This window comes from Azospirillum himalayense (genome assembly GCF_042657465.1).
GTDB lineage: Bacteria > Pseudomonadota > Alphaproteobacteria > Azospirillales > Azospirillaceae > Azospirillum > Azospirillum himalayense.
On sequence record NZ_JBHSLC010000001.1, the window covers coordinates 32,663 to 53,291 of the forward strand.

The 20,629-nt window shown below is 69.2% G+C and carries 15 protein-coding genes; 9 read left to right on the forward strand and 6 right to left on the reverse strand.

Annotated elements, in window-relative coordinates; genetic code table 11:
* Nucleotide 1 precedes the first annotated feature (1 nt).
* The 5 genes from ACFPMG_RS00140 to ACFPMG_RS00160 are packed head-to-tail and all read right to left on the reverse strand — an operon-like array spanning nt 2 to nt 8,494.
* On the reverse strand, nt 2–1,381 hold the full coding sequence (locus tag ACFPMG_RS00140) for an O-antigen ligase family protein (protein ID WP_376993232.1): 1,380 nt from the start codon (nt 1,379–1,381) through the stop codon (nt 2–4).
* On the reverse strand, nt 1,378–2,604 hold the full coding sequence (locus tag ACFPMG_RS00145; protein ID WP_376993233.1) for a glycosyltransferase family 4 protein: 1,227 nt from the start codon (nt 2,602–2,604) through the stop codon (nt 1,378–1,380). Before ACFPMG_RS00145 ends, ACFPMG_RS00140 begins: the two co-directional genes overlap by 4 nt.
* Complete coding sequence (locus tag ACFPMG_RS00150) at nt 2,591–3,856, reverse strand: lipopolysaccharide biosynthesis protein (RefSeq protein WP_376993234.1); 1,266 nt, start codon at nt 3,854–3,856, stop codon at nt 2,591–2,593. The genes ACFPMG_RS00145 and ACFPMG_RS00150 overlap by 14 nt, the downstream gene beginning before the upstream one ends.
* The gene (locus ACFPMG_RS00155) at nt 3,853–6,093 is read right to left on the reverse strand and encodes an NAD-dependent epimerase/dehydratase family protein (protein WP_376993235.1); all 2,241 of its coding nucleotides are present in this window, start codon (nt 6,091–6,093) and stop codon (nt 3,853–3,855) included. The genes ACFPMG_RS00150 and ACFPMG_RS00155 overlap by 4 nt, the downstream gene beginning before the upstream one ends.
* Before the next feature lie 52 nt (nt 6,094–6,145).
* Nucleotides 6,146–8,494, reverse strand: coding sequence for a GumC family protein (locus ACFPMG_RS00160; RefSeq protein WP_376993236.1), 2,349 nt, complete (start codon nt 8,492–8,494; stop codon nt 6,146–6,148).
* 549 nt (nt 8,495–9,043) lie between these two features.
* On the opposite strand from ACFPMG_RS00160, the gene ACFPMG_RS00165 reads away from it, so the two are divergent.
* The 9 genes from ACFPMG_RS00165 to ACFPMG_RS00205 all read left to right on the forward strand — a co-directional run bounded on the left by ACFPMG_RS00165 (nt 9,044) and on the right by ACFPMG_RS00205 (nt 19,385).
* The gene (locus ACFPMG_RS00165) at nt 9,044–9,991 is read left to right on the forward strand and encodes a UDP-glucuronic acid decarboxylase family protein (protein ID WP_014241848.1); all 948 of its coding nucleotides are present in this window, start codon (nt 9,044–9,046) and stop codon (nt 9,989–9,991) included.
* Between the two features lie 76 nt (nt 9,992–10,067).
* Nucleotides 10,068–11,666, forward strand: a complete 1,599-nt coding sequence (locus tag ACFPMG_RS00170; RefSeq protein ID WP_376993237.1) for an undecaprenyl-phosphate glucose phosphotransferase — start codon at nt 10,068–10,070, stop codon at nt 11,664–11,666.
* A gap of 52 nt (nt 11,667–11,718) precedes the next feature.
* Complete coding sequence (locus tag ACFPMG_RS00175; protein WP_376993238.1) at nt 11,719–12,798, forward strand: NAD-dependent epimerase/dehydratase family protein; 1,080 nt, start codon at nt 11,719–11,721, stop codon at nt 12,796–12,798.
* On the forward strand, nt 12,795–13,601 hold the full coding sequence (locus ACFPMG_RS00180) for a WecB/TagA/CpsF family glycosyltransferase (protein WP_376993239.1): 807 nt from the start codon (nt 12,795–12,797) through the stop codon (nt 13,599–13,601). Before ACFPMG_RS00175 ends, ACFPMG_RS00180 begins: the two co-directional genes overlap by 4 nt.
* Before the next feature lie 198 nt (nt 13,602–13,799).
* Nucleotides 13,800–15,044, forward strand: coding sequence for a glycosyltransferase family 4 protein (locus ACFPMG_RS00185; RefSeq protein ID WP_376993240.1), 1,245 nt, complete (start codon nt 13,800–13,802; stop codon nt 15,042–15,044).
* A gap of 73 nt (nt 15,045–15,117) precedes the next feature.
* Nucleotides 15,118–16,197, forward strand: coding sequence for a GDP-mannose 4,6-dehydratase (locus ACFPMG_RS00190; protein WP_376993241.1), 1,080 nt, complete (start codon nt 15,118–15,120; stop codon nt 16,195–16,197).
* Nucleotides 16,198–16,224: 27 nt separating this feature from the next.
* Nucleotides 16,225–17,232: an SDR family NAD(P)-dependent oxidoreductase gene (locus ACFPMG_RS00195; protein ID WP_376993242.1), complete on the forward strand. Its 1,008-nt coding sequence runs from the start codon at nt 16,225–16,227 to the stop codon at nt 17,230–17,232.
* Between the two features lie 64 nt (nt 17,233–17,296).
* Complete coding sequence (locus ACFPMG_RS00200) at nt 17,297–18,733, forward strand: UDP-glucose dehydrogenase family protein (protein ID WP_376993243.1); 1,437 nt, start codon at nt 17,297–17,299, stop codon at nt 18,731–18,733.
* Nucleotides 18,734–18,854: 121 nt separating this feature from the next.
* Entirely contained in the window at nt 18,855–19,385 is a 531-nt protein-coding gene (locus ACFPMG_RS00205) for a response regulator (protein WP_376993244.1), read from the forward strand.
* Here ACFPMG_RS00205 and ACFPMG_RS00210 read toward each other — a convergent pair.
* Complete coding sequence (locus ACFPMG_RS00210; protein ID WP_376993245.1) at nt 19,354–20,127, reverse strand: response regulator transcription factor; 774 nt, start codon at nt 20,125–20,127, stop codon at nt 19,354–19,356. The two genes, ACFPMG_RS00205 and ACFPMG_RS00210, sit on opposite strands and share 32 nt — an antisense overlap.
* Nucleotides 20,128–20,629: the final 502 nt, after the last annotated feature.

Sequence of the window (20,629 nt, forward strand, 5' to 3'; positions counted from 1 at the left end):
ATCAATGCGGCAGCGGGCAATGCGGCAGCGGGCAATGCGGCAGCGGGCAATGCGGCAGCGGGGACCGGTTTTCGAGTTCGTTGCGGTAGATCAGGCCGGCGGCGATGCCGACGCCGAACAGGACCCAGAACCAGATGCCCAGCATCGGCCCCTCCAGCGTCACGTCGAAGGAGGCGTTGATGACGATGGACAGCCAGTAGCAGAAGAGGAAGACGAACAGACGCGCCCAGGCGCGGTCGCCGTTGCGGCGGGCCAGCAGGAAGGCGCGCATCATGAAGATCGACCAGCTTCCCAGCAGCGCCGCCCACAGGACGAAGCCGGGCACCCCGGCGCGGGCGAGGATGGTCATGTGGGCGTTGTGCGGGCTGCGCAGCACCTGCCCGTCCTCGGCGTCGACCACCTGGAACCCGTCGTCGTCGGCCAGATTGATGCCGAAGCCCTTGCCGTCCCAGAAATGGTCGCCCTGCACGGTGTAGCCGATGATCTTGTCCCACCACATGATGCGCCATTGCTTGGTGCCGTCGAGCGTGGCGGTGTCGGTGGTCCCCAGGATGCTCATCACGTTGGTGACGAGCTGGTCGACCGACAGCTTCCGCGAGGACACCTCGATCTCCAGGTTCAGCACCAGCGCCACGATGACGGTGACCGCGGCGATGCCCAGCAGCGGGGCGAGCTGCCGGCTGCGCGGCACCAGGGCCAGCGCGATGGCCAGCGGCACGACGATGGCGAGCATCCCGCCGCGGCTGTGTGCGGCGACCAGCGCCATGCCGAACACCAGCATCGCCAGTTGCAGCGCGTTCAGGCGGCGGAAGCCCAGCAGCACGAACAGGGCGACGCCCGCGAAATGCACGCCGACCTCGCCGGGGCGCAGGCTGACGAAGGGGACTCCGTAGCGCGGCCAGGTGGGGATCTGCGCGTTCAGAAGCTGGAACAGCGGGTAGACGACCGGCATGACCGTGACGAAGAACACCGCGAAGCCGCCATAAGCCAGCACGAGGCGGCGCAGCCGTTCCGGCTCGTCGTAGAGCAGGGCGATGACGACGAAGGCGAGCAGGCCGTACATCACGATCACGCTGTCGCGCAGCGCGTCGAAGCTGTAGGTGCCGAAATAGGGCAGCGTGCGCGCCAGCACCCAGACGATCAGGATCGCCAGAAGCGTTCCCGGCAGGCTGGAGACCGTGGCGAAGACCCCGCCGGTGCGCAGCATGACCAGCAGGCCGGAGAGCAGCAGCACCTCCCCGATGAACAGCGGCGGCGCCCCGATGTAGGCGAAGCCGCGCCCGGCCAGGGAATAACCCAGCAGGACGACCATGAGGAAGGTCAGGTAATGGTCCGCCGCCCGGGTCCGGCTGCGCTTCGGCGAGGCGAGGACGGCGCTCATGACGGGCGTCCGTAGGCGGCGGCGCGCAGCCGCCCGGCGATCCGTCCCCAATCGCCGATCGCCACCACCATGCGGTGGGCGTTGGCCGCCATGCTCTGCCAGGCGCCGGGGGCGGTGCGCTCGGCCCGCGCCAGCGCGTCGGCCACCGCCTCCGCCGTCAGGGCGGACACGCCGAAGCCGGCGCCGTGGCTTTCCACGTAGGGAACGAGGCCGGTCTCCCGCGTCACGATCAGCGGCAGGCCGGACAGGGCGGCCTCCAGGCAGCCGGTCGGCATGACGTCGTAGCGCGAGGTCAGGGCGAAATAGTGCCAGCCTGCCATCATCGCCGCCTTCTCCGCCCCGAAGACCGGGCCGTGGATGCGGATGTCGGTGCCGAGGCCGTGGGCCTGCGCACGCCGTTCCAGCTCGGTGCGGGCGGGGCCGGACCCCGCCAGTTCCAGCGCCCCGCGTCCGCCGGCGCGGCGGTAGGCGGCGAAGCCGTCGATCAGCAGGTCCACGCCCTTGTGGTCGATCTCGTAGCGCGCGCAATAGCCGAAGGTCAGCCGGTCGCCGTCCGGTGCCGCGCGCGGAACGGCGGCGGGAAGGCCGCCGCGCCGCGCCGACCAGGCGGTGTTGGGCAGCAGGCGGACGGCGGCGGCAGGGGCCACCCGGCGGACGATGGCGGCCTCCTCCTCGGTGATGGCGTGGACGAAGCGGGCGCGGGCGAAGGCCGGGCCGTCGAAGACGCGCAGCCACGCGGCGGGCAGGCGGCGGCGCACGCGGCCCGTGATGTCGTAGACGTGGGAGCATTGGCCGTGCAGCGTCACGCCATAGGCGACGCCGCGCCGGCGCAGCCCGCGGGCGAGCGCCGCGAACAGCGGCTTCACCGCGCCATGGATGTGAACCACCGTGTCCGGTCCGGCGCCGTCGAGCAGGCGGTCCAGCGTCGCCTCCGCGATGGTCAGCGACCGTCCGGACAGCCGCGGCCCGCCGAGGGGAAAGCGCTGCGCCGGGCAGTCCGCCGGGATGCCGGTCAGAGCGTCCGGATCGTCGGAGAACAGGCACAGCCGCGCGTCGTCGCCCATCGCGCGCTGCTCGGCGATCAGGCTGCGCACCACATTGTGCAGCCCGTTCGCCGAGGAGGGGTGGGCTATGGCCGGCTGGATCACGACGTGCCGGAGATCGAGCGGGCGCAGCCGGGACTCTTCCACGGCGAACGCGGCGCTGCCGTCAGCGGGCGACATGGGCGGTCCTCGTCTTGGAGAGGTAGTAGTGGGCGGCGCCGACGCGCAGCAGGCTGGAGAACAGCAGGGCCATGCACACCCCGGCGACGCCGTACATCGCCGCCAGCGGGCCGACCACCGCGAACACCGCCAGCGTCCCGGTGACGTTCACCACCAGCGCGAACTGGCTGCGCTGCACGCCGTAGAAGTAGCTGCAGACCATCTCCGCCAGATAGCCGGCCAGCGCCCCGATGGAGAGCAGGCGCAGCGGCCAGTCCTGGTCGGCGTAGGGCGACATGGCGCCGTAGACGACGTTCAGCATCTGGTGCGGGATCAGCAGGCCCAGGCTGTAATAGACCAGCAGCGGCGCCGCCCCGATGACGACGTAGCCGCGGATCGCCAGCCATGCCTGCTCGTCGGGGTGGAGCGTGCTTGTGCCGGACGACAGGGTGCTGCGGCCCCGCGCGGCGATCTGGGGGACGAGGTTGCCCATGCCGATGATGATCGGGTTGGCGATGTTCACCAGATTGACCACCGCCTGGAACGCCGCGGTCGACGCCATGCCGTCCATCGCCGCCATCAACCAGACGAGGCTCTGCACCCGCAGCATCAGGAACAGATTGTTGGCGAGCGCCCAATGCCCGATCGACCAGAAGCGGCGGACGACCGCCGGCAGGTCCGACAGGCCGCCGAAGCGCGGGCGCAGGATCGCGAAATGGACCACCGCCCCGGCCAGCGCCGGACCGGTCATCGCGATGAACACCCGTTCCAGCGTCAGGTGGCCGCTGAGAGCCATCAGGTTCAGAACGGCGATCTGCCCCAGATAGGTGACGCTGTCGCCCCACAGCGCCTTGTCATGCTTCAGCCCGGACATCAGCCCGCGCCGCCCGATCTCCTGCACCTGCCAGACGATGAAGTAGAGCACGGCAGGGCCGACCAGTTCCGGCATGCCCAGCCCGTACCCGACCAGCACCAGGATGGCGGACAGCGGCAGGATCGAACCGGCGGTCATCAGCACGGCACGGCCCGCCAGGGTGCGGCGTTCGGCGGGATCCAGCACCGCGCCTTCCACCGACAGCGGGTACTGGATCAGGCTGACGTTGACGACCTGGAGCGCCAGCAGCACCGAGAGGAAGAAGACGAAGGTCCCGTATTCCTCCGACGGGAAGGTGCGGGCGAGCTGGATGTTGATGGCGAACATGCCCAGGCTGACGACGCCCTGGTCGGCGAGGGTCCAGAAGCTGCGGACGAGTGACGCCGGGATCATCGTCATGCGCTGCCGACCCGCGTCGTCTCGGTGGAGGCGGGCAGGGGATGCCGGTCCTCATTGGCGGGCCGATTGGCGGCGGGGGCGGTGCGCGGCACGTCGCGGTAGGCCCAGCGCAGATAGTCCGCGGTCAGCGCCATCCCGTCCTCGAAGGTGAAGCGCGGCTCGTAGCCGAGCAGGCGCCGCGCCTTGGTCAGGTCGATGAGCGCCTTGGCCTGATAGAGCGCCAGCTTCTGCGCGTCGGGCAGCCAGAGCTGGTTGCGGCTTGCCTTCTTCTTCAGGAAGTAATGCACCATCACGAGATGGCGCAGCCGCGGCGGCAGGCTGTCGAACCCGCCCTGGAGCAGCCGGCGGGCCGGGCGCCAGCGCACGATGATCTGGATGATCTTCTTGGGGTCCTGAAGCACCATCGCGATGTCGCGCCGCAGGCTCTTCATCTCCTTGCTGATGATCGCGGCGGGTTGGAAGCGCAGGCTGTCCACGCCCAGCGCCTCCTGGAAGCGCCCGAAGACGGCGGCCCAGGGCGGGGCGTCGGGGCCGGAGATGACGAAGCGCTCCCCGATGGCCTGGGGGCTGCGGGTCGCCGCGATCATCGCGTCCACCAGATCGTCGATGTAGATGGCGTTGCACAGCCCGCCTTCCTGCGGCAGCACCACCGTGCCGCTCAGCAGCATCTCGGCGGGGGCGTTCGTCCAGGGCTTGCAGAAGGGGCCGTAGACGATGGAGGGCTGGAGCACCACCCCCGGCAGGCCGCGCTTGTGCGCCGCGTCGAGCACCATCTTTTCCAGGTCGAGCTTGTTCTGGACGTAGCTCCAGGCCCGGTCGCCGTCGCGCGTCTCCTCCGACAGCGGGCCGTCGGGCAGCGGTTCGTAGACCGAGAAGGTGCTGAGATGGACGAAGCTTTCCACCCCGTTGGCGAGGCTGGCGTCGATCAGCGCGGTCATCCCGTCGATGTTCTGGCGGCGCGACCGGACGTCGTAGGCGCAGTGAAAGACCCAGTCGGCGCCGGCCACCGCCTTGCCGATGGCCTCGCGGTCCAGCAGGTCGGCGCGGACGATCTCCACCGGGAAGCGGGCCAGACGCACCGCCTGCGCGATGTCGCGGACGATGCAGCGGACCCTGGCGCCATGCTCCAGGCACAGCCGCTCGACCAGCCGCCCGCCGATGAAGCCGGCGGCGCCGGTCACCACCACGGTGGGGCCTTCGGCGCGGGGAGCAGTGGCGGGCGCCGGCCCGTCCACCCAGGGCAGGCCCAGCGGCTTGCGGCTGGCGTAGCAGCGCTCGATCAAGGCGGTGGAGGGCAGGGCGTCGCGCCCGCCGACGGCGGCCGGGCGCCCGTCGCGGATGGCCCCGGCGAAATCCTTCAGCTCCGCCTGGAACAGGTCGCCGAAGATTTGCGGCGGGATGTGGTTGGCGGAGAAGCCGTCATGGACGAAATCGAGGATCTGCGGCACGTCCGACGCGATCTGGTTCTCGTAGAGATGGACCTCGACGCTGCCCTTGGTGCCGTAGACGCGGATGGTGTTGCGCAGGGCGCGGGTGCGGCTCAGCTCCAGCGTTCCGGTGGCGCCGGAGGCCATGGTCAGGGACAGCCGGCAGTCGGATTCCAGCCCGCCGTGGCTGTCGTCGCTGTAGTCGACCTCCGCCGCCTCCCCGAACCACCACAGCAGCAGGTCCAGCGTGTGCGACCCGGTGTCGAGCAGAACGCCGCCGCCCGCCCCGTCGCGGCGCAGCATGGCCGGCGAGCTGATGCCCCAGTTGTAGACGAAGCCCTCGCGCGCCTCGAAGCGCAGGACGCGGCCGAGCTGGCCGGAGTCCACCAGCGCCTTCAGCCAGCGGACGCCGTTGACGTAGCGGCGCATCAGCCCAACCGCGAGCACGCGCCGGCGCTCCTCCGCCGTTCGCACCATTTGCTCGGCGTCGGCCAGCGTGACGGCCAGCGGCTTTTCCATGAAGACGTGCTTCCCGGCCTCCAGCAGGCTCTGGCCGACCGGCGCGTGGAACATCGGCGGGGCCGCCACCAGCGCCGCGTCGAACTGGTCCGCCGCCTCCCGCCAGTCGGCCACGGCGACGGGGGCGCGGTTGCGGCCGAGCATGGCCTGCACCGCCTCCAGCCGCTCCGGCGAGGGATCGACGAGCACGCTCGGCCGCCAGCCCAGGCGGAGCAGCGCCGGCAACAGGTGATGGCTCACGATGCTGCCGCAGCCGATGATGGCAAGCCGCGGGAACTCGGCGTTGGTCATGGAATCCTCGCTTTTGGGATTGCCTTCGCGGGGGCGCCGTCCGTCGGCGCCGTCAATGCCGCGCGGGCGCGTGCAGGGCGTAGTAGTAGGCGTCGTCCTTGTGGCCGTACTTGACGTGCTTGGACGCGACGACCCGCGACAGCACGACGCCGCCGACCGCGCTGTCGACCGATTTCAGCTTGTTGAAGCCGGCCGTCACGGTGTCCAGCGGGGTGTGCTGCCAGCGGACGACGTAGATCACGCTGTCGGCCAGGAAGGACAGGGCCAGCGCGTCGGAGAACAGCATCACCGGGGCGGAGTCGATCACCACCACATCGTAGTTGTGGCGCGCCCACTGGATCAGGTCGCTCATCGCCTGCGAGCTGATGCGGTCGTGCGCGTCGGGGGTGCCGACGGCGTTGCCCAGGACGCCGAGGTTGGTGGTCTCCTGGTGGATCAGGTCGTCGATGCCGACGCGGCCGTCCAACAGGTCGGCGACGCTGCCCTGCGGCTGGTAGCCCAGCAGCTTCGCGATGGAGGGGCGGCGGAAGTCCGCGTCGATCAGCAGCGTGTTCAGCCCCAGCCCGGCCAGCGATCGTGCCAGATTGGCCGCCAGCACCGACTTGCCTTCCTTGGGGATCGAGGAGGTGACGAGCAGCACCTTGGGCGGCGTCCCCCGCTTGCGCGGCATGCAGGCCATGGTGCGCACGGTCTGGATCGCCTCGCGGAAGGCCCCGATCTCACGGGCGCGGCGGCTGTCGGGGTGCAGCGGCAGATTCCAGGCCGCCTCGTTGCGGGGGAGCGACGGGACCATGCCGAGGCAGGGCACGCCGGTTGCCCGCTCCACTTGGCTGGGCGTGCGCAGGCCGGAGCTGAGACGCTCCAGCAGCAGCACCAGCGCCACCGCCAGCGCCGTGGACCCGACCAGCCCGACGCCCAGCGACATGCGGAGCTGCGGGAAGGCCGGGCGGATCGGCGGCAGGGCCGGGGCGCTGAGATGCGCGTCCAGCGCGCCGGTGTTCTTCAGCGCCATCGTCTGCTCGTAGCGTTCGGCGAGGCTGCGGTAGAGCGTGCGGTGCGCGTCGGCGGCGCGTTCCAGGTCGCGGAGCTGGATGCCGGTGGCCTCGATGCCCTTCTGCTGCTCCTGCAGGTCGGCGATGCTCTTCAGCAGCGTGGCCTCGCGGATGCGCGCGACCTCCAGATCGGCGTCCAGGCCCTTCTGGATCTTGCCGACCTCGTCGCGGATGCGGGCCTTCAACTCGCCGATGCCGCGGCGGAGGTTCACGATGTCCTGGTGCTTGTCGCCATAGACCTGCTGGAGTTCGGCCAGCCGGCGCTCCAGCATCGCCTCCGCCTCGCGCAGCTTTTGGATCAGCGGGGAGGCCAGCACCTCCGGGATCGCCGCGGCGTTGTTGGCGGCGGTCTGGTCGCGGGCCTGGCGCACGCGCGCCTCGGCCGCCGCCTTCTGCGCCTGCGCGGCGGTCAGCTGGGTGGCGATTTCGTTCATCTGCTGCTGGACCATGTTGCGGCCGTCCGGCGGCAGTTCCAGCAGGCTGTTCTCCTTGCGGAAGCTGCGGATGGCCTCCTCGGCGCCGCGCACCGCCTCGCGCGCTTCGACGAGCCGCCCGCCGAGCCACTGGTTGACCCGCTCGGTCAGGTCGCGGTTCATCTGGGTCCGGTAATCCAGATAGGCTTGGCCAAAGGCGTTGGCGATGGCCGCGGCCTTGGCGGGATCGACCGACGACGCCTCGATGATGATGGTGAAGGAGCGGTCGTCGTTGCGCGCCTCGATCCGGCGCAGCAGCGTGTCGATGGTCAGCAGACGGGCCTGGTTCGGGTCGCGTGCGACCGGCCCGTCGTCCGCACGGAACAGGGCGGTCGCCTGCTGCACGATCTGGCGCAGCACGTCGTTGCCTTCCGGCGGCAGCGCGCCGACGCCGGCCTTGGTGACCCGTTTCAGCCAATGATCGTCCGCGCCGTCCGCCGCCTTGAGCGTCGGGTTGAATTCGGGATCGTTGAGCAGGCCCAGCTTCTCCACCACCCGCTCCGCCAGCGCGCGCGAGCCGACGATGGACACCTCGCTGCGCACCGCCGGCGCCTCGGGCGTCAGGTTGGACACCACCGACTTGAACTCCGCCAGCTCGACCCGCCGGGAGTCGAGCTGCACCATCGCGGTGGCGCGGTACATCGGCTTCAGCGACTGCATGACGTAGGTGATGGTCGCCGTTCCCAGCAGGATGACGGTGAGCAGCAGCAGCTTGCGCCGCCACAGCACGGCCAGAGTGGCGAAGACGGTCGCCTCCTGCCGGCTGCGGACGTCGGAAGATTCCCCGGCGCCCGATTGCAGGAGACTGTCCGGAAGGACGCTGGTGTGCGCTTCGTGGCCTGGAAGCGTTCCGCCTTTGCCGATCGAAGAAGTCACGTCGTCGCCCCTTTCGTCTTGCTGGCTGGCGGTCCGGCCCGGGATGGGCGTGGCGGATGGGTCAAAGGACGCGCTGCGGCCTTTTTGTTTTCTTTGGAGATAACCGAGAATTCGGGTGTCTTTTAAAGAGAAGTCCCGAATGGACCGTGGCGTTCCGCTGCTGCAACCGTTGCCGGACAGACTTCGAGTACCGTGAATAACGCCGCGCAACAATTGAAAAAAAGAAGGCCCATCCGTCGCTGTGCTTACGACGGCGACCGTCATAAATAATCATATCCGTTACCCCGTCCGCGTGTTTGACCGTCAACCCCACGCCGGTCACAGTCTGCCGGGTGCAGCGGAGCCGGTTCAGGCTTCGAAACACTGCACAATTCCAGACATGGCCGTGCATTCCCGCGTAATGGGCCGAATGACGGTCCGCACTGTGTGGCGGAATGCCGTGCATCAACGCTGGATTTTAAAATAATCGCGGAAGCGGTTTGGCGCGACATCCCCGCTATCTGCCGCTGTCCGGCCGAATTCCCCTGGTCAACTCCATGGAGAGGCTCGATGACGTCCACGACTGAGCGCGTTCTTGTGACAGGCGGCGCCGGGTTTATCGGATCGCACCTGTGCGAGCGTCTTCTGGCCGCCGGGAAAGAGGTCCTGTGCGTCGACAACTATTTCACGGGAGCGCGTTCGAATATTGCGCATTTGCTGGACAACCCGAAGTTCGAGGCGGTGCGCCACGACATTACCTTCCCCCTCTATGTCGAGGTGGACGAGATCTACAACCTCGCCTGCCCGGCCTCGCCGGTGCATTACCAGTTCGACCCGGTGCAGACGACCAAGACCAGCGTGCACGGCGCCATCAACATGCTGGGGCTGGCCAAGCGGGTGAAGGCGACGATCCTCCAGGCCTCGACCAGCGAGGTCTATGGCGATCCCTTCGTCCACCCGCAACGCGAGGATTATTGGGGCAACGTGAACCCCATCGGCCCGCGCGCCTGCTACGACGAGGGCAAGCGCTGCGCCGAGACGCTGTTCTTCGACTACAACCGGCAGCACAAGGTCGCCATCAAGGTCGCCCGCATCTTCAACACCTACGGGCCGCGCATGAATCCGAACGACGGGCGCGTCGTGTCGAACTTCATCGTCCAGGCGCTGAAGGGCGATCCGATCACCATCTACGGCGACGGGTCGCAGACGCGGTCCTTCTGCTACGTCGACGACCTGGTCGAGGGGCTGCACCGGCTGATGGAGACGGACGGGACGGTGACCGGCCCGATCAACCTCGGCAATCCCGGCGAATTCACCATTCTGGAGCTGGCGGAGACCGTCATCCGGATGACCGGGTCGCGCTCCCGGATCGAGAGGCACCCGCTGCCCCAGGACGATCCGCGGCAACGCAAGCCGGACATCACCAAGGCCCACGCCTACCTGAAATGGATGCCCCACGTGCCGCTCGAGGAGGGGCTGGAGCGCACCATCGCCTATTTCGCCAAGACCTATTTCTGAGCGCGGCGACGCAGCCGGCATCGCCGCCGCATCGCTGGGGTGCGGCGGCAGGGAATGGGCCAACAGGGAACGGCGGATGTTCGAACTCCCTTCACGAGACAGCTCGGCGAAGCCGGATTACGGCACGCACGTGGGGATGGCCTTCCAAGGCCCGCGCCCGGAATCCGCCTCGCCGGTCGCCGCGGCGGCCTCCGCCCCCGCCCTGCTGTGCGGGCTGGTGACCGCGGACGCGCTGATGGTCGTCGGGACGGGGCTGGCGGCGGAGGGCATCGCCGCCCGTTTGCTGCGGGCGGCCCCGGCCGACCCGGCACTGTTCGCAGACGCCGTTCATGCTTCCGCGGGCGTCTTCAACGCCGCGGTCGGCCCGCTGGCGGTGCTGTCGCTGATGTGCTTCTACAGCGCGGGCTGCTACCGCAACCTGCGTCCCAGGGCGGTGCGGCGGACCATCGGTTCGCACGCCGGGCCGCTGTTCGGGGCCTGGACGGCGGCCTTCCTGGTGCTCGTCCTCATGCTCGGCGTGACGGGGGACCTGCGGCGGCTGGACACGGCGGCGGCGGGGACGCTGTGGCTGTGGTACGGGCTCGGCCTGTTCGGGCTGACCGCGTCGCGCAGCCTGTTCCTCCGGCTGGCGCGCGACTGGAATCTGGCCGGCGGCTTGCGGCAGCGGACGCTGCTGGTCGGCACCAACGATCTGGCATTGGAATGGCTGGACCGGCTCCAGCGCGCGGAGGGGGCGGGCTATCAGGTGATCGGCGCGGTGTCCACCGCGGCGGACCGGCCGTCATCCGTGAACGCCCCGCCCCTGGCCACCGCCCGGTTCGCCGGGGTGCCGGTGCTGGGAAGCGTGGGCGGTCTGGTCGAGCAGGTGCGCAAGAACCGCATCGACCTCGTGGTGGTGGCACTGCCCTGGAACGCCGAGGCTGAGATCACCGACATCCTGGAACGGCTGCGCGTCCTCGCGGTGGACGTCCGCCTGCTGCCGCACCGGCTGATCGCCCGCACCGCCGGCCTGTCGGTCGATGCGACGGCGGGCATTCCGCTGCTGGGGGTCATCCATCACCCGCTGGCCGGCTGGCGCGGCGTGCTGAAGCGGTCGGAGGACCTGCTGATCGGCGGTGCGGCGCTGGCCGCGCTGGCGCCGGTGCTTCTGCTGGCCGCGGCGGCCATCAAGCTGGAAAGCCGCGGTCCGGTGCTGTTCCGCCAGAAGCGCTTCGGCTTCAACAATGAGGAATTCGAGATCTGGAAGTTCCGCACGATGCACACCGACCGGGGTGACCAGTCGGGCGCGCAGCGGACCGTGCGCAACGACCCGCGGGTGACGCGCGTCGGGCGCTTCCTGCGCCGCACCAGCATCGACGAGTTGCCGCAGCTCTTCAACGTCCTGCGCGGCGACATGTCCATCGTCGGGCCGCGGCCCCATCCCGTCGCCATGAAGGCCGGGGACGTGCTGTACCACGAGGCGGTGGAGAACTACGCCTGCCGGCACCGCGTCCGTCCCGGAATCACCGGATGGGCGCAGGTCAACGGGCTGCGCGGCGAGATCGACAACCTCCACACCGCCGCCCGCCGCGTCGAGCACGACCTCTACTACGTCGACAACTGGTCCCTGGGGCTGGACGCCGAGATCATGGTGCGCACCGCCCTCCTCCTTTTCTGGGACCGCAACGCCTACTGACCAAAAAGCCCCCTGCTGAACCAACAAACAAACCGCAAAGGAGTTTGACGCCATGTCCGTCGCCCTTGTCACCGGTTCCTGCGGATTGATCGGGTCGGAGAGTTGCCTGCATTTCGGTGCGCTGGGAATGGACGTCGTCGGCATCGACAACGACATGCGGCGGACCTTCTTCGGCGACGAGGCCTCGACCGCGTGGCAGCGCCAGACCCTGGAGCAGACCCTGCGCCAGCGCTACCGCCACCATGCCATCGACATCCGCGACGCCGCGGCCATCGACGCGCTGTTCGAGCGGCACGGTTCGGCCATCTCCCTGATCATCCACACGGCGGCGCAGCCATCGCACGACTGGGCGGCGCGCGACCCGCAGATGGATTTCTCGGTGAACGCCAACGGCACGCTGAACCTGCTGGAGGCGGCGCGGCGGCATTGCCCGGACGCGGTGTTCATCTTCACCTCGACCAACAAGGTCTACGGCGACACGCCGAACCGCCTGCCGCTGATCGAGACCGAGACGCGCTACGAGATCGACCCGGCGCACCGCTACGCCGGCGGCATCGCCGAGGACATGTCGATCGACGCCACCCTGCACAGCCTGTTCGGCGCCTCCAAGGTCGCCGCCGACGTGCTGGTCCAGGAATACGGCCGCTATTTCGGGATGAAGACGGTGTGCTTCCGCGGCGGCTGCCTGACCGGGCCGAACCATTCGCCGACGCAACTTCACGGCTTCCTGGCCTATCTGATGCGCTGCGCCGTCACCGGCACCCGCTACGACGTGATCGGCTACAAGGGCAAGCAGGTCCGCGACAACATCCACAGCAACGACCTGATCGCCGCCTTCCACGCCGTCCACGACGCGCCGCGCAGCGCCGAGGTCTACAACATCGGCGGGGGACGCGCGAGCAACTGCTCCATCCTGGAGGCGGTGGCGCTGTGCGAGGAGATCACCGGGCGCCCGATGGATCTGGCCTTCAAGGAGGCCAACCGTATCGGCGACCACATCTGGTGGGTCAGCTCGCTCGACCGGTTCCGCTCCCACTACCCGTCCTGGGACATCCGGCACGACGTGCGCAACATCCTCACCGACATTCACGACAGCAATCGGCGCCGCTGGCGCGTGGAGGCCGTGGCATGATCGACCATGGGAAAAAGGAAGTCCTCGGCGTCTACGTCAACGCCGTCGATTACGAGGCCGGCGTGCGCGCCATCATCGACGCGGCGGAGCAGCAAAAGCCCTTCGCGGTCAGCGCGCTCGCCGTTCATGGCGTGATGACCGGGGCGCTCGACCCCGAGCACCGTTACCGCCTGAACGCCATCGACCTCGTGACGCCGGACGGCCAGCCGGTGCGCTGGGCGCTGAACCGGCTGCACGGCGCCGCCCTGCCGGACCGCGTCTATGGCCCGAACCTGATGCTGCGCACCTGCGCGGCGGCGGCGGCGAAGGGCCTTCCCATCTACCTCTACGGCGCCACGGCGGGGCTGCTCGCCACGCTGGTTACGGCGCTGACGGAGCGCTTTCCCGGCCTGATCATCGCCGGCGCCCGCCCGTCCGCCTTCCGCACCCTGAGCACCGAGGAACGCGCGGCGGTGGACCGCGAGATCATCGAGTCCGGCGCGCGGATCGTCTTCGTCGGGCTGGGCTGCCCGCGCCAGGAGACCTGGGTCTACGAGCACAAGGCGGCGCTGTCGATGCCGCTGATCGCGGTCGGCGCGGCCTTCGACTTCATCGCCGGGAAACAGCCGCAGGCGCCGATGTGGATGCAGAATTCCGGCCTGGAATGGCTGTTCCGGCTGTCCACCGAACCGCGGCGGCTGTGGCGGCGCTACGTCATGCTCAATCCGGCCTTCCTGTTCCTGCTGGCCTGCCAAGCGGTGCAGATGCCGCTGGTCCGCAGCGGCCAGGCGCGCCGTCCGAAAGGAGAGCTTCGATTTGGCTAGACGGTGATGGTTGTTTGGTGGTTGCCAAAGAGAATTGCCGTTATTAAAAATGAAAATCCTTCCGATGCAGCCTTTCTCTGTGCCGATTTTAAAGTAAAACGGCTTTGCGTCGGCGGATTTTCTTGAGCGACCTCGGAACAGCGCTCTGAACCGCGACCGATGCGGCCCGCGCTTCCATGACAGTCGAGGATTCCTGCGATGAGCCTGAAGATCCTGTCGGCGATCGTCGTGCCGCCGCATCTGGCGGTCAGCGGCGCCAGCAAGGCGGCGGAGAAGCTGAGCGTCGCGCTGCAGGCGCATGACCGCATCGACATCGCGAACATGGGCATGGCGAGCCGGGTCCCGATGGACCTGAGCAAGCCGGGCGAACGGATCGAGGTACGGACTTCCAGCCCCTTCGTCGGGCTCGACTCCGTGCTGCCCAACCGCGCGAAGACCCTGTTCTACCAGTCGAGCATCCCGGCGCTGATCCGCCACGGCTCCTACGATCTGGTGCACATCCACAACCCGATCCCGGCGCTGGAGATGATGCGGGTGGCCCGCGCCTGCGTGGCGAAGGGCGTGCCCTACGTGGTGTCCACCCACGGCTTCGTGGAGATCGGCAACCCGGCGGCCTTCCGCCGCATGGACGCGGCGCGGCGGCTCGCCTGGGATCTGCTGATCGACCGCCCGGTCCGCTACGTGGTGCGCAACGCCGCCGGCATCTGCGCGATCTCGCCGGTCGATCTGCCCATCGTCCGCGGCTTCGGCTTCACCGGGGACGACATCGCCGTCATTCCCTACGGCGTCGACCGCCCGACCGACTGGGGCGCGCCGACCTCGGCGGACCAGGACATCCACCGCAAATTCGGCATCCCGGAGCGGGAGGAGGACGGCGGCCCCGTCACCGCCTTCTTCCTCGCCAACCACACGGCCAACAAGGGTCTGGGCGTGCTGCTCGACGCCTTCGTGGGCCTGTCGATGCCGTTCCGCCTGATCGTCGGCGGCGAGAAGCGGGACTTCGTCGATTACGAGGCGTACCAGCGCCGCTGCGGCCCGGGCCAGACCATCCACCTCACCGGCAATCTGGCCGAGGCGGAAGTCGCCGCCATGTTCCGCCGCTCCGACCTGTTCGTCTTCCCAACCCTGGCCGACACCTTCCCCAACGTGATCCTGGAGGCGATGGCCTTCGGCGTCCCGGTGGTGACGACCCGGGTCGGCGGCATCCCCCATCAGGTCGATGAGGGCTGCGCGGTGATCGTGGAGCCGGGCGATCCGCAGGCCCTGCGTGCCGCCGTCGAGCAGCTGGCCGCCGACCCCGAGCGGCGGGCGCGGATGGGCCGCCACGGCCGCCTGCGCGCCGCCCAGCGCTTCGATTGGGCCGCCGCCGCCGCCGACACGCACCGGCTCTACGACGCGGTGGTCCGCCGCCCGGCGGGCGCCGCCGTCCTCAAGGCCGCCTGAACCCCTGTCCAACGCCCTCTGCCCAACACCCCCTGCCCAACCGGTAAAAGCCGCAGCAATGGAGAAGAAACCTATGGAAGGCAAGACGCTCGTGACCGGCGGGGCCGGCTTCGTCGGCTGCAATCTGGTCAAGAACCTGCTGGAGGACGGGCGCGACGTCGTCGTCCTGGACGCGCTGCTGCGGCCGGGCAGCGAACGGAACGCGGCGTGGCTGCAAACCCTCAACGCCGGCTCCCGCCTGACCTTCATGAAGGCCGACGTGCGCGACTTCTCCGCCGTCAAATCCTGCATGGCCGGGGCGGAGGAGGTCTACCACCTCGCCGGGCAGGTCGCGGTGACCTCGTCGCTGGACGATCCGCGCACCGACTTCGACATCAACGCGCTCGGCACCTTCAACGTGCTGGAGGCGGCGCGCCGCATGAAGACTCCGCCGAAGGTGGTCTTCACCTCGACCAACAAGGTCTATGGCGGGCTGGAGCATGTGGCGGTGGAGCAGACCGGCAGCCGCTACCGCTTCGTGGACCGCCCGCTCGGCGTCTCGGAGGCGGAGCCGCTGGACTTCCATTCGCCCTACGGCTGCTCCAAGGGGGCGGCGGACCAGTATGTGCGCGACTACGCCCGCATCTACGACCTGCCGACCGTCGTCTTCCGGATGAGCTGCATCTACGGCCCGCGCCAGTTCGGCAACGAGGACCAGGGCTGGGTCGCGCATTTCATCATCTCGGCGCTGAGCGGGCGGCCCATCCACATCTACGGCGACGGCATGCAGGTGCGCGACGTGCTGTTCGTCGAGGATCTCGTGCGCGCCTTCCGCCTCGCCACCGAGAAGATCGAGGTCAGCCGCGGGCAGGTCTTCAACATCGGCGGCGGGCCGGAGAACACCATCTCGGTCTGGCGCGAGTTCGGGGAGATGCTGTCCACCCTGCGCGGCGAACCGGTGGAGGCCGACTTCTCCGACTGGCGGCCCGGCGACCAGCCCTGCTATGTCAGCGACATCCGCAAGGCCGAGCAGGTCCTCGGCTGGCGCCCGCAGGTCGACCGCGACACCGGCATCCGCCGCCTGTGGGATTGGGCGGAAAGCTACCTCGCCCAGAACAGCCTGCCCACGGACCAAGCCCAGCTGGAGCCGGGCCGCATCGCCCTCAGCGCGTAACCCGACCCCTGTGCGGTGGAGGAACCAATGAACGTTCTTGTAACGGGCGGGGCCGGATTCATCGGCTCCCACATCACGCACCGTCTCGTGTCGCTCGGCCACCGGGTGACGGTGATCGACAACGAGTCCACCGGGCTGCGCTCCAACGTGCCGGCGGAGGTGCGCTACATCCGCGGCGACGTCACCAACCCCGCCGATCTCGACACGGCGTTCGAGGAGGTGCCCGACGCGGTGATCCACATCGCCGGGCAGGTGTCGATCATCCGCGCCTTCAGCAACCCGGTCGGCGACCTGCGCACCAACGTGGAGGGGACGGTGAACGTTCTCCAGCAGTGCGTGGAGCGCGGGGTGAAGCGCCTGCTCTACGCCAGCTCGATGAGCGCCTACGGCAACGCCGAGACCGTGCCGACGCCGGAGGACACGCCCTGCTCCCCGGTGTCCTACTACGGGGTGACGAAATACGCGGGGGAGCGCTACGTGCATCTGACCGCGGCGCGGCCCGACCTGCCGGGCGCTCTGGCCGTCACGTCGTTCCGCATGTACAACGTCTACGGACCGCGGCAGGCGGTGGACAACCCCTATCAGGGGGTGCTGGGCATCTTCCTGGGCAACATCATCCGCGGCGAGCCGATCCGCATCTACGGCGACGGCAAGCAGACCCGCGATTTCGTCTTCATCGACGACGTGGTGGACGCTTGGGTCGGCGCGCTCGACAACCCGGCCAGCCACGGGAAGATCTTCAACCTCGGCAGCGGGCGGCAGACCAGCATCAGCGAACTGGCCGACCTCGCGCTGGGGGCGCTCGGCCGGACGCGGGCGGACCATCCCGTGCTCTACCACCCCGAACGCCCGGGCGAGCAGCGCAGCGTGCAGGCGGACGTGGCCTACGCCGGGGCGGTGCTCGGCTGGACGCCGCGCACCCGGCTGGAGCAGGGGCTGGCGGAAACCGTGCGCTGGGCGCTGCGCGAGAACGGCCATGAGAACGGGCTGGAAAGCGGTCCGGGAAACGGCATGGCGGAGCGCGCCGTGGCCTGACGGCCAATTTTCGAGCCGGCCAGGGATGGCTTCGGCAACGCCAATAAGGAACAGGAGCGGAACAATGCGGATCGCGGTTGTGGGGACCGGCTATGTCGGCCTCGTGTCCGGCGCCTGCTTTGCCGAATTCGGCATCGACGTGTGCTGTGTGGACAAGGACGAAACGAAAATCCGGCGCCTGAGGGGCGGCGAGATCCCCATCTACGAACCCGGCCTCGACGTCCTCGTGGCGCGCAACATGGCGGCGGATCGTCTGTCCTTCACCTCCGACCTCGCGGTCGCCATGGAGGGGGCGGATGTGGTGCTGATCGCCGTCGGCACCCCTTCCCGTCCCGGCGACGGCGGGGCGGACCTGACTTACGTGTACGCCGCGGCGGCGGAGATCGCGCGGACCATGACCCGCTACACCGTCATCGTGACCAAATCGACCGTGCCGGTCGGCACCGGACGCCAAGTCGCCGCCATCGTGCGGGACATCAACCCGCGCGCCGAGTTCGACGTGGTGTCCAACCCGGAGTTCCTGCGCGAAGGCTCGGCCATCGGGGATTTCATGCAGCCCGACCGCGTGGTGATCGGTGCCGACTCCGACCGTGCGCGGGCGGTGATGGACGCCCTCTACCAGCCGCTGATCCGCGCCGGGACACCCTTCGTGCGCACCGGCATCGAGACGGCGGAGCTGACGAAATACTCGGCCAACGCCTTCCTGGCCTTCAAGATCACCTTCATCAACGAGGTGGCCGACCTGTGCGAGCGGGTGGGGGCCGACGTGCAGGACGTGGCGGCGGGCATGGGGCTGGACGGGCGCATCGGGCGCCCGTTCCTGAACGCCGGGCCGGGCTTCGGCGGCTCCTGCTTCCCGAAGGACACCGAGGCGCTGGTGCGCACCGGACGGCAGCACGGTGCGCCGGTCCGGCTGATCGAAACGGTGGTGGACGTGAACCGGGCGCGCAAGCGGCAGATGGCCGAGCGGATTCTCCAGGCCTGCGGGCCGGACGCGGCGGGCAAGCGCATCGCCGTGCTGGGCATCACCTTCAAGCCCGACACCAACGACATGCGCGAGGCGGCGAGCCTGGAGATCATCCCGCTGCTTCAGGAGGCAGGCGCCACGGTCCATGTCTACGACCCCGCCGGCATGGAGGAGGGGCGCCACCTGCTGCCCGGCGTGGTCTGGCATGACGACGCCTACGCCCCGCTGGCGGAAGCCGATTGCGTCGCCATCCTGACGGAATGGAACGAGTTCCGCGCGTTGGATCTGGGCCGCGTCCGCAGCCTGATGCGCCGCCCGGTGATGGTCGATCTGCGCAACGTCTACGCCCCGGCGGCCATGGCGGCGGCGGGATTCCACTATTGCTCCGTCGGGCGGCGCGATGCGCGGCCCGATGCGGCGAAGCGGCGCAAGGCGGCGGAGGCCATGCTGCTCAGCAACAGCTTTGCGGGCGATGCCTGTGTCCTGCCTTTCTCCGGACAGCTTGCGGCAGCCGCCTCCGACCTGGCGGATTGACGTCGGCGAGACGCCGGCCGACTCCGGCCACGCACCGGTGTCCTGATCGGGCCGTCCCCGCCCCGGCGGCGGTCCGGCGCGGGGTACCGGCTGGGATCTCCCGATTCCGAAAGACGCAGCCATGATTGGCTTGGACGCGCTGGCCGACATCCGTCGAGACTTCATGCCCCGTGCGCCCGCCGGCGCGCGGGGCGGTGCCCGTCCTCCCCGTCCCGATGGGCGGACCGGCGGGCGGGCACCGATCACCGTGCTGCTGGTCGACGATCGCGCTCTGTTCGGCGAGAGCCTCGCCGCCGCCATCAACGCCTTCGCGCCGGACGTGGCGGTCAGCCATCAGCGGAGCGCCGTTGCGCTGGCCGACCTCCCCGCCGCCCTGCGCGGCTCCGACGTGGTCCTCGTCAGCATCGGGCGCGCCGACCCGGCGAAAGGCGGCATCGGCCAACTGCTGGACGCGCTGTCCGGCGGGGGCTCTCATCCTCCCGTGGCGGTTCTGGCCGACCGGCCCGGCGCGGTGGTGGTGGCCGCCGCGACGCGCCTCGGGCTCCGCGGGGTGCTGAGCGGACGGATGCCGCTGGCCGAGGTGATCGCCGCGCTGCGGCTGATCCACGGCGGAGGTACGGTTACTCCCAGTCCCGGCTCCGATCCCGGGTGAACGCCTCCTGGGCGGCCGCCTCGGCCGGTTGCCAGGACTTGCGCACGGCCTCGGCGCGGTTGGCGGCGCCCAGCGCCCGCAGGATGCCGCGGACATGGACCTTCGCCGTGTTCTCGCTGATGCCCAGTTCCTGCGCGATGACGCGGTTCGATTTCCCCTCGCGAAGCCGTTGCAGCACGCCGCGCTGACGCGCGGTCAGCGCCGCTCCGCCGGACGGCGCGGGCGGGTCGTCCTCCATGGCCTCGCGATGCTGCAGCAGGCGGTTCAGGAAGGGGGAAGGGAAGAAAGTGCCGCCACCCGCCACCAGACGGACCGCTTCGCGGGCGACGGCGAGGCCGACGCTGGTCGGCAGACACCCCCGCACGCCCAGCCGGCTGGCCTCCAGCGGCAGATCCGCCTCCTCCCCATCGGACAGCACGACCAACGGCGTGCCGCCGAAGGCACCGGCAAGGCCGCGCAGCGTCGCCAGGACGCTGCCCCCGGGCGGGGTCAGGCTGACGACGTTGCACAGCACAACGGCGGTTGGAGTTCCGGTGGCGAGGATCGCCTTTGCCTCGTCCAAGGACGCCGCGGTCCGCACCTGGAGGGACGGATCACGCAGGCTGAGGCCGGCGGACAGGCATTCGCGGGTCAGCGGGGTTTCATCCAGAAGAAGGGCTGCGATGCCCCGGTGCCCGCTCACCGGACCGGGAGCGTGCGCGGCGCTGCGGGGTGATGGAGCCGCCTTCCCGATCGATGCCATGAAGGATGTCTCCCGACCCGTTTCCCGAACCTGATGCTGCACTGCACCCTTGTGACCGTCAACGTCAATCCCGTGCAGAAATAACCAAGTCGGCCTTTCCCTTTACCTCCTATTTGAAATATTTCCCGTCAAACTCCGTGTATTCCGGGGAGGTTCGGGTGGTGGACATCCGGAAGCAGAGCATCTTGTCTCGACGCGCCTTCCATTGGTCAGGGCTTACCGCTCCCTGACTTTCGCCATTCGGATCTGTTCTTTCGGGCGCGAAGGAGGAGAAGGCCTGCCGGCGGGCCGATCCGGCCCGTTCGCGGGATAAGGCGGGATGAGCGGTCTACGCCGTTCCCATCCGCACAAAGGCGTACGTGCCCTGTGAAACACGGCCAGAAGGGCGCCGAAATGAGTACGGACTGAAACCCCGACCCGTCACGACCTTGCATCCAAGTGCGTATTTACCAAGCCTGTTGTTCTGGTAACGTTGAATGCATCAAATGCAAATCGCGCAAGC

What these genes read in the sequence shown, in the direction of transcription:
- ACFPMG_RS00140 (WP_376993232.1), bottom strand. Translation starts at nt 1,381, where the DNA reads ATGAGCGCCGTCCTCGCCTCGCCGAAGCGCAGCCGGACCCGGGCGGCG.
- ACFPMG_RS00145 (WP_376993233.1), bottom strand. Translation starts at nt 2,604, where the DNA reads ATGTCGCCCGCTGACGGCAGCGCCGCGTTCGCCGTGGAAGAGTCCCGG.
- ACFPMG_RS00150 (WP_376993234.1), bottom strand. Translation starts at nt 3,856, where the DNA reads ATGACGATGATCCCGGCGTCACTCGTCCGCAGCTTCTGGACCCTCGCC.
- ACFPMG_RS00155 (WP_376993235.1), bottom strand. Translation starts at nt 6,093, where the DNA reads ATGACCAACGCCGAGTTCCCGCGGCTTGCCATCATCGGCTGCGGCAGC.
- ACFPMG_RS00165 (WP_014241848.1), top strand. Translation starts at nt 9,044, where the DNA reads ATGACGTCCACGACTGAGCGCGTTCTTGTGACAGGCGGCGCCGGGTTT.
- ACFPMG_RS00170 (WP_376993237.1), top strand. Translation starts at nt 10,068, where the DNA reads ATGTTCGAACTCCCTTCACGAGACAGCTCGGCGAAGCCGGATTACGGC.
- ACFPMG_RS00175 (WP_376993238.1), top strand. Translation starts at nt 11,719, where the DNA reads ATGTCCGTCGCCCTTGTCACCGGTTCCTGCGGATTGATCGGGTCGGAG.
- ACFPMG_RS00180 (WP_376993239.1), top strand. Translation starts at nt 12,795, where the DNA reads ATGATCGACCATGGGAAAAAGGAAGTCCTCGGCGTCTACGTCAACGCC.
- ACFPMG_RS00185 (WP_376993240.1), top strand. Translation starts at nt 13,800, where the DNA reads ATGAGCCTGAAGATCCTGTCGGCGATCGTCGTGCCGCCGCATCTGGCG.
- ACFPMG_RS00190 (WP_376993241.1), top strand. Translation starts at nt 15,118, where the DNA reads ATGGAAGGCAAGACGCTCGTGACCGGCGGGGCCGGCTTCGTCGGCTGC.
- ACFPMG_RS00195 (WP_376993242.1), top strand. Translation starts at nt 16,225, where the DNA reads ATGAACGTTCTTGTAACGGGCGGGGCCGGATTCATCGGCTCCCACATC.
- ACFPMG_RS00200 (WP_376993243.1), top strand. Translation starts at nt 17,297, where the DNA reads ATGCGGATCGCGGTTGTGGGGACCGGCTATGTCGGCCTCGTGTCCGGC.
- ACFPMG_RS00205 (WP_376993244.1), top strand. Translation starts at nt 18,855, where the DNA reads ATGATTGGCTTGGACGCGCTGGCCGACATCCGTCGAGACTTCATGCCC.
- ACFPMG_RS00210 (WP_376993245.1), bottom strand. Translation starts at nt 20,127, where the DNA reads ATGGCATCGATCGGGAAGGCGGCTCCATCACCCCGCAGCGCCGCGCAC.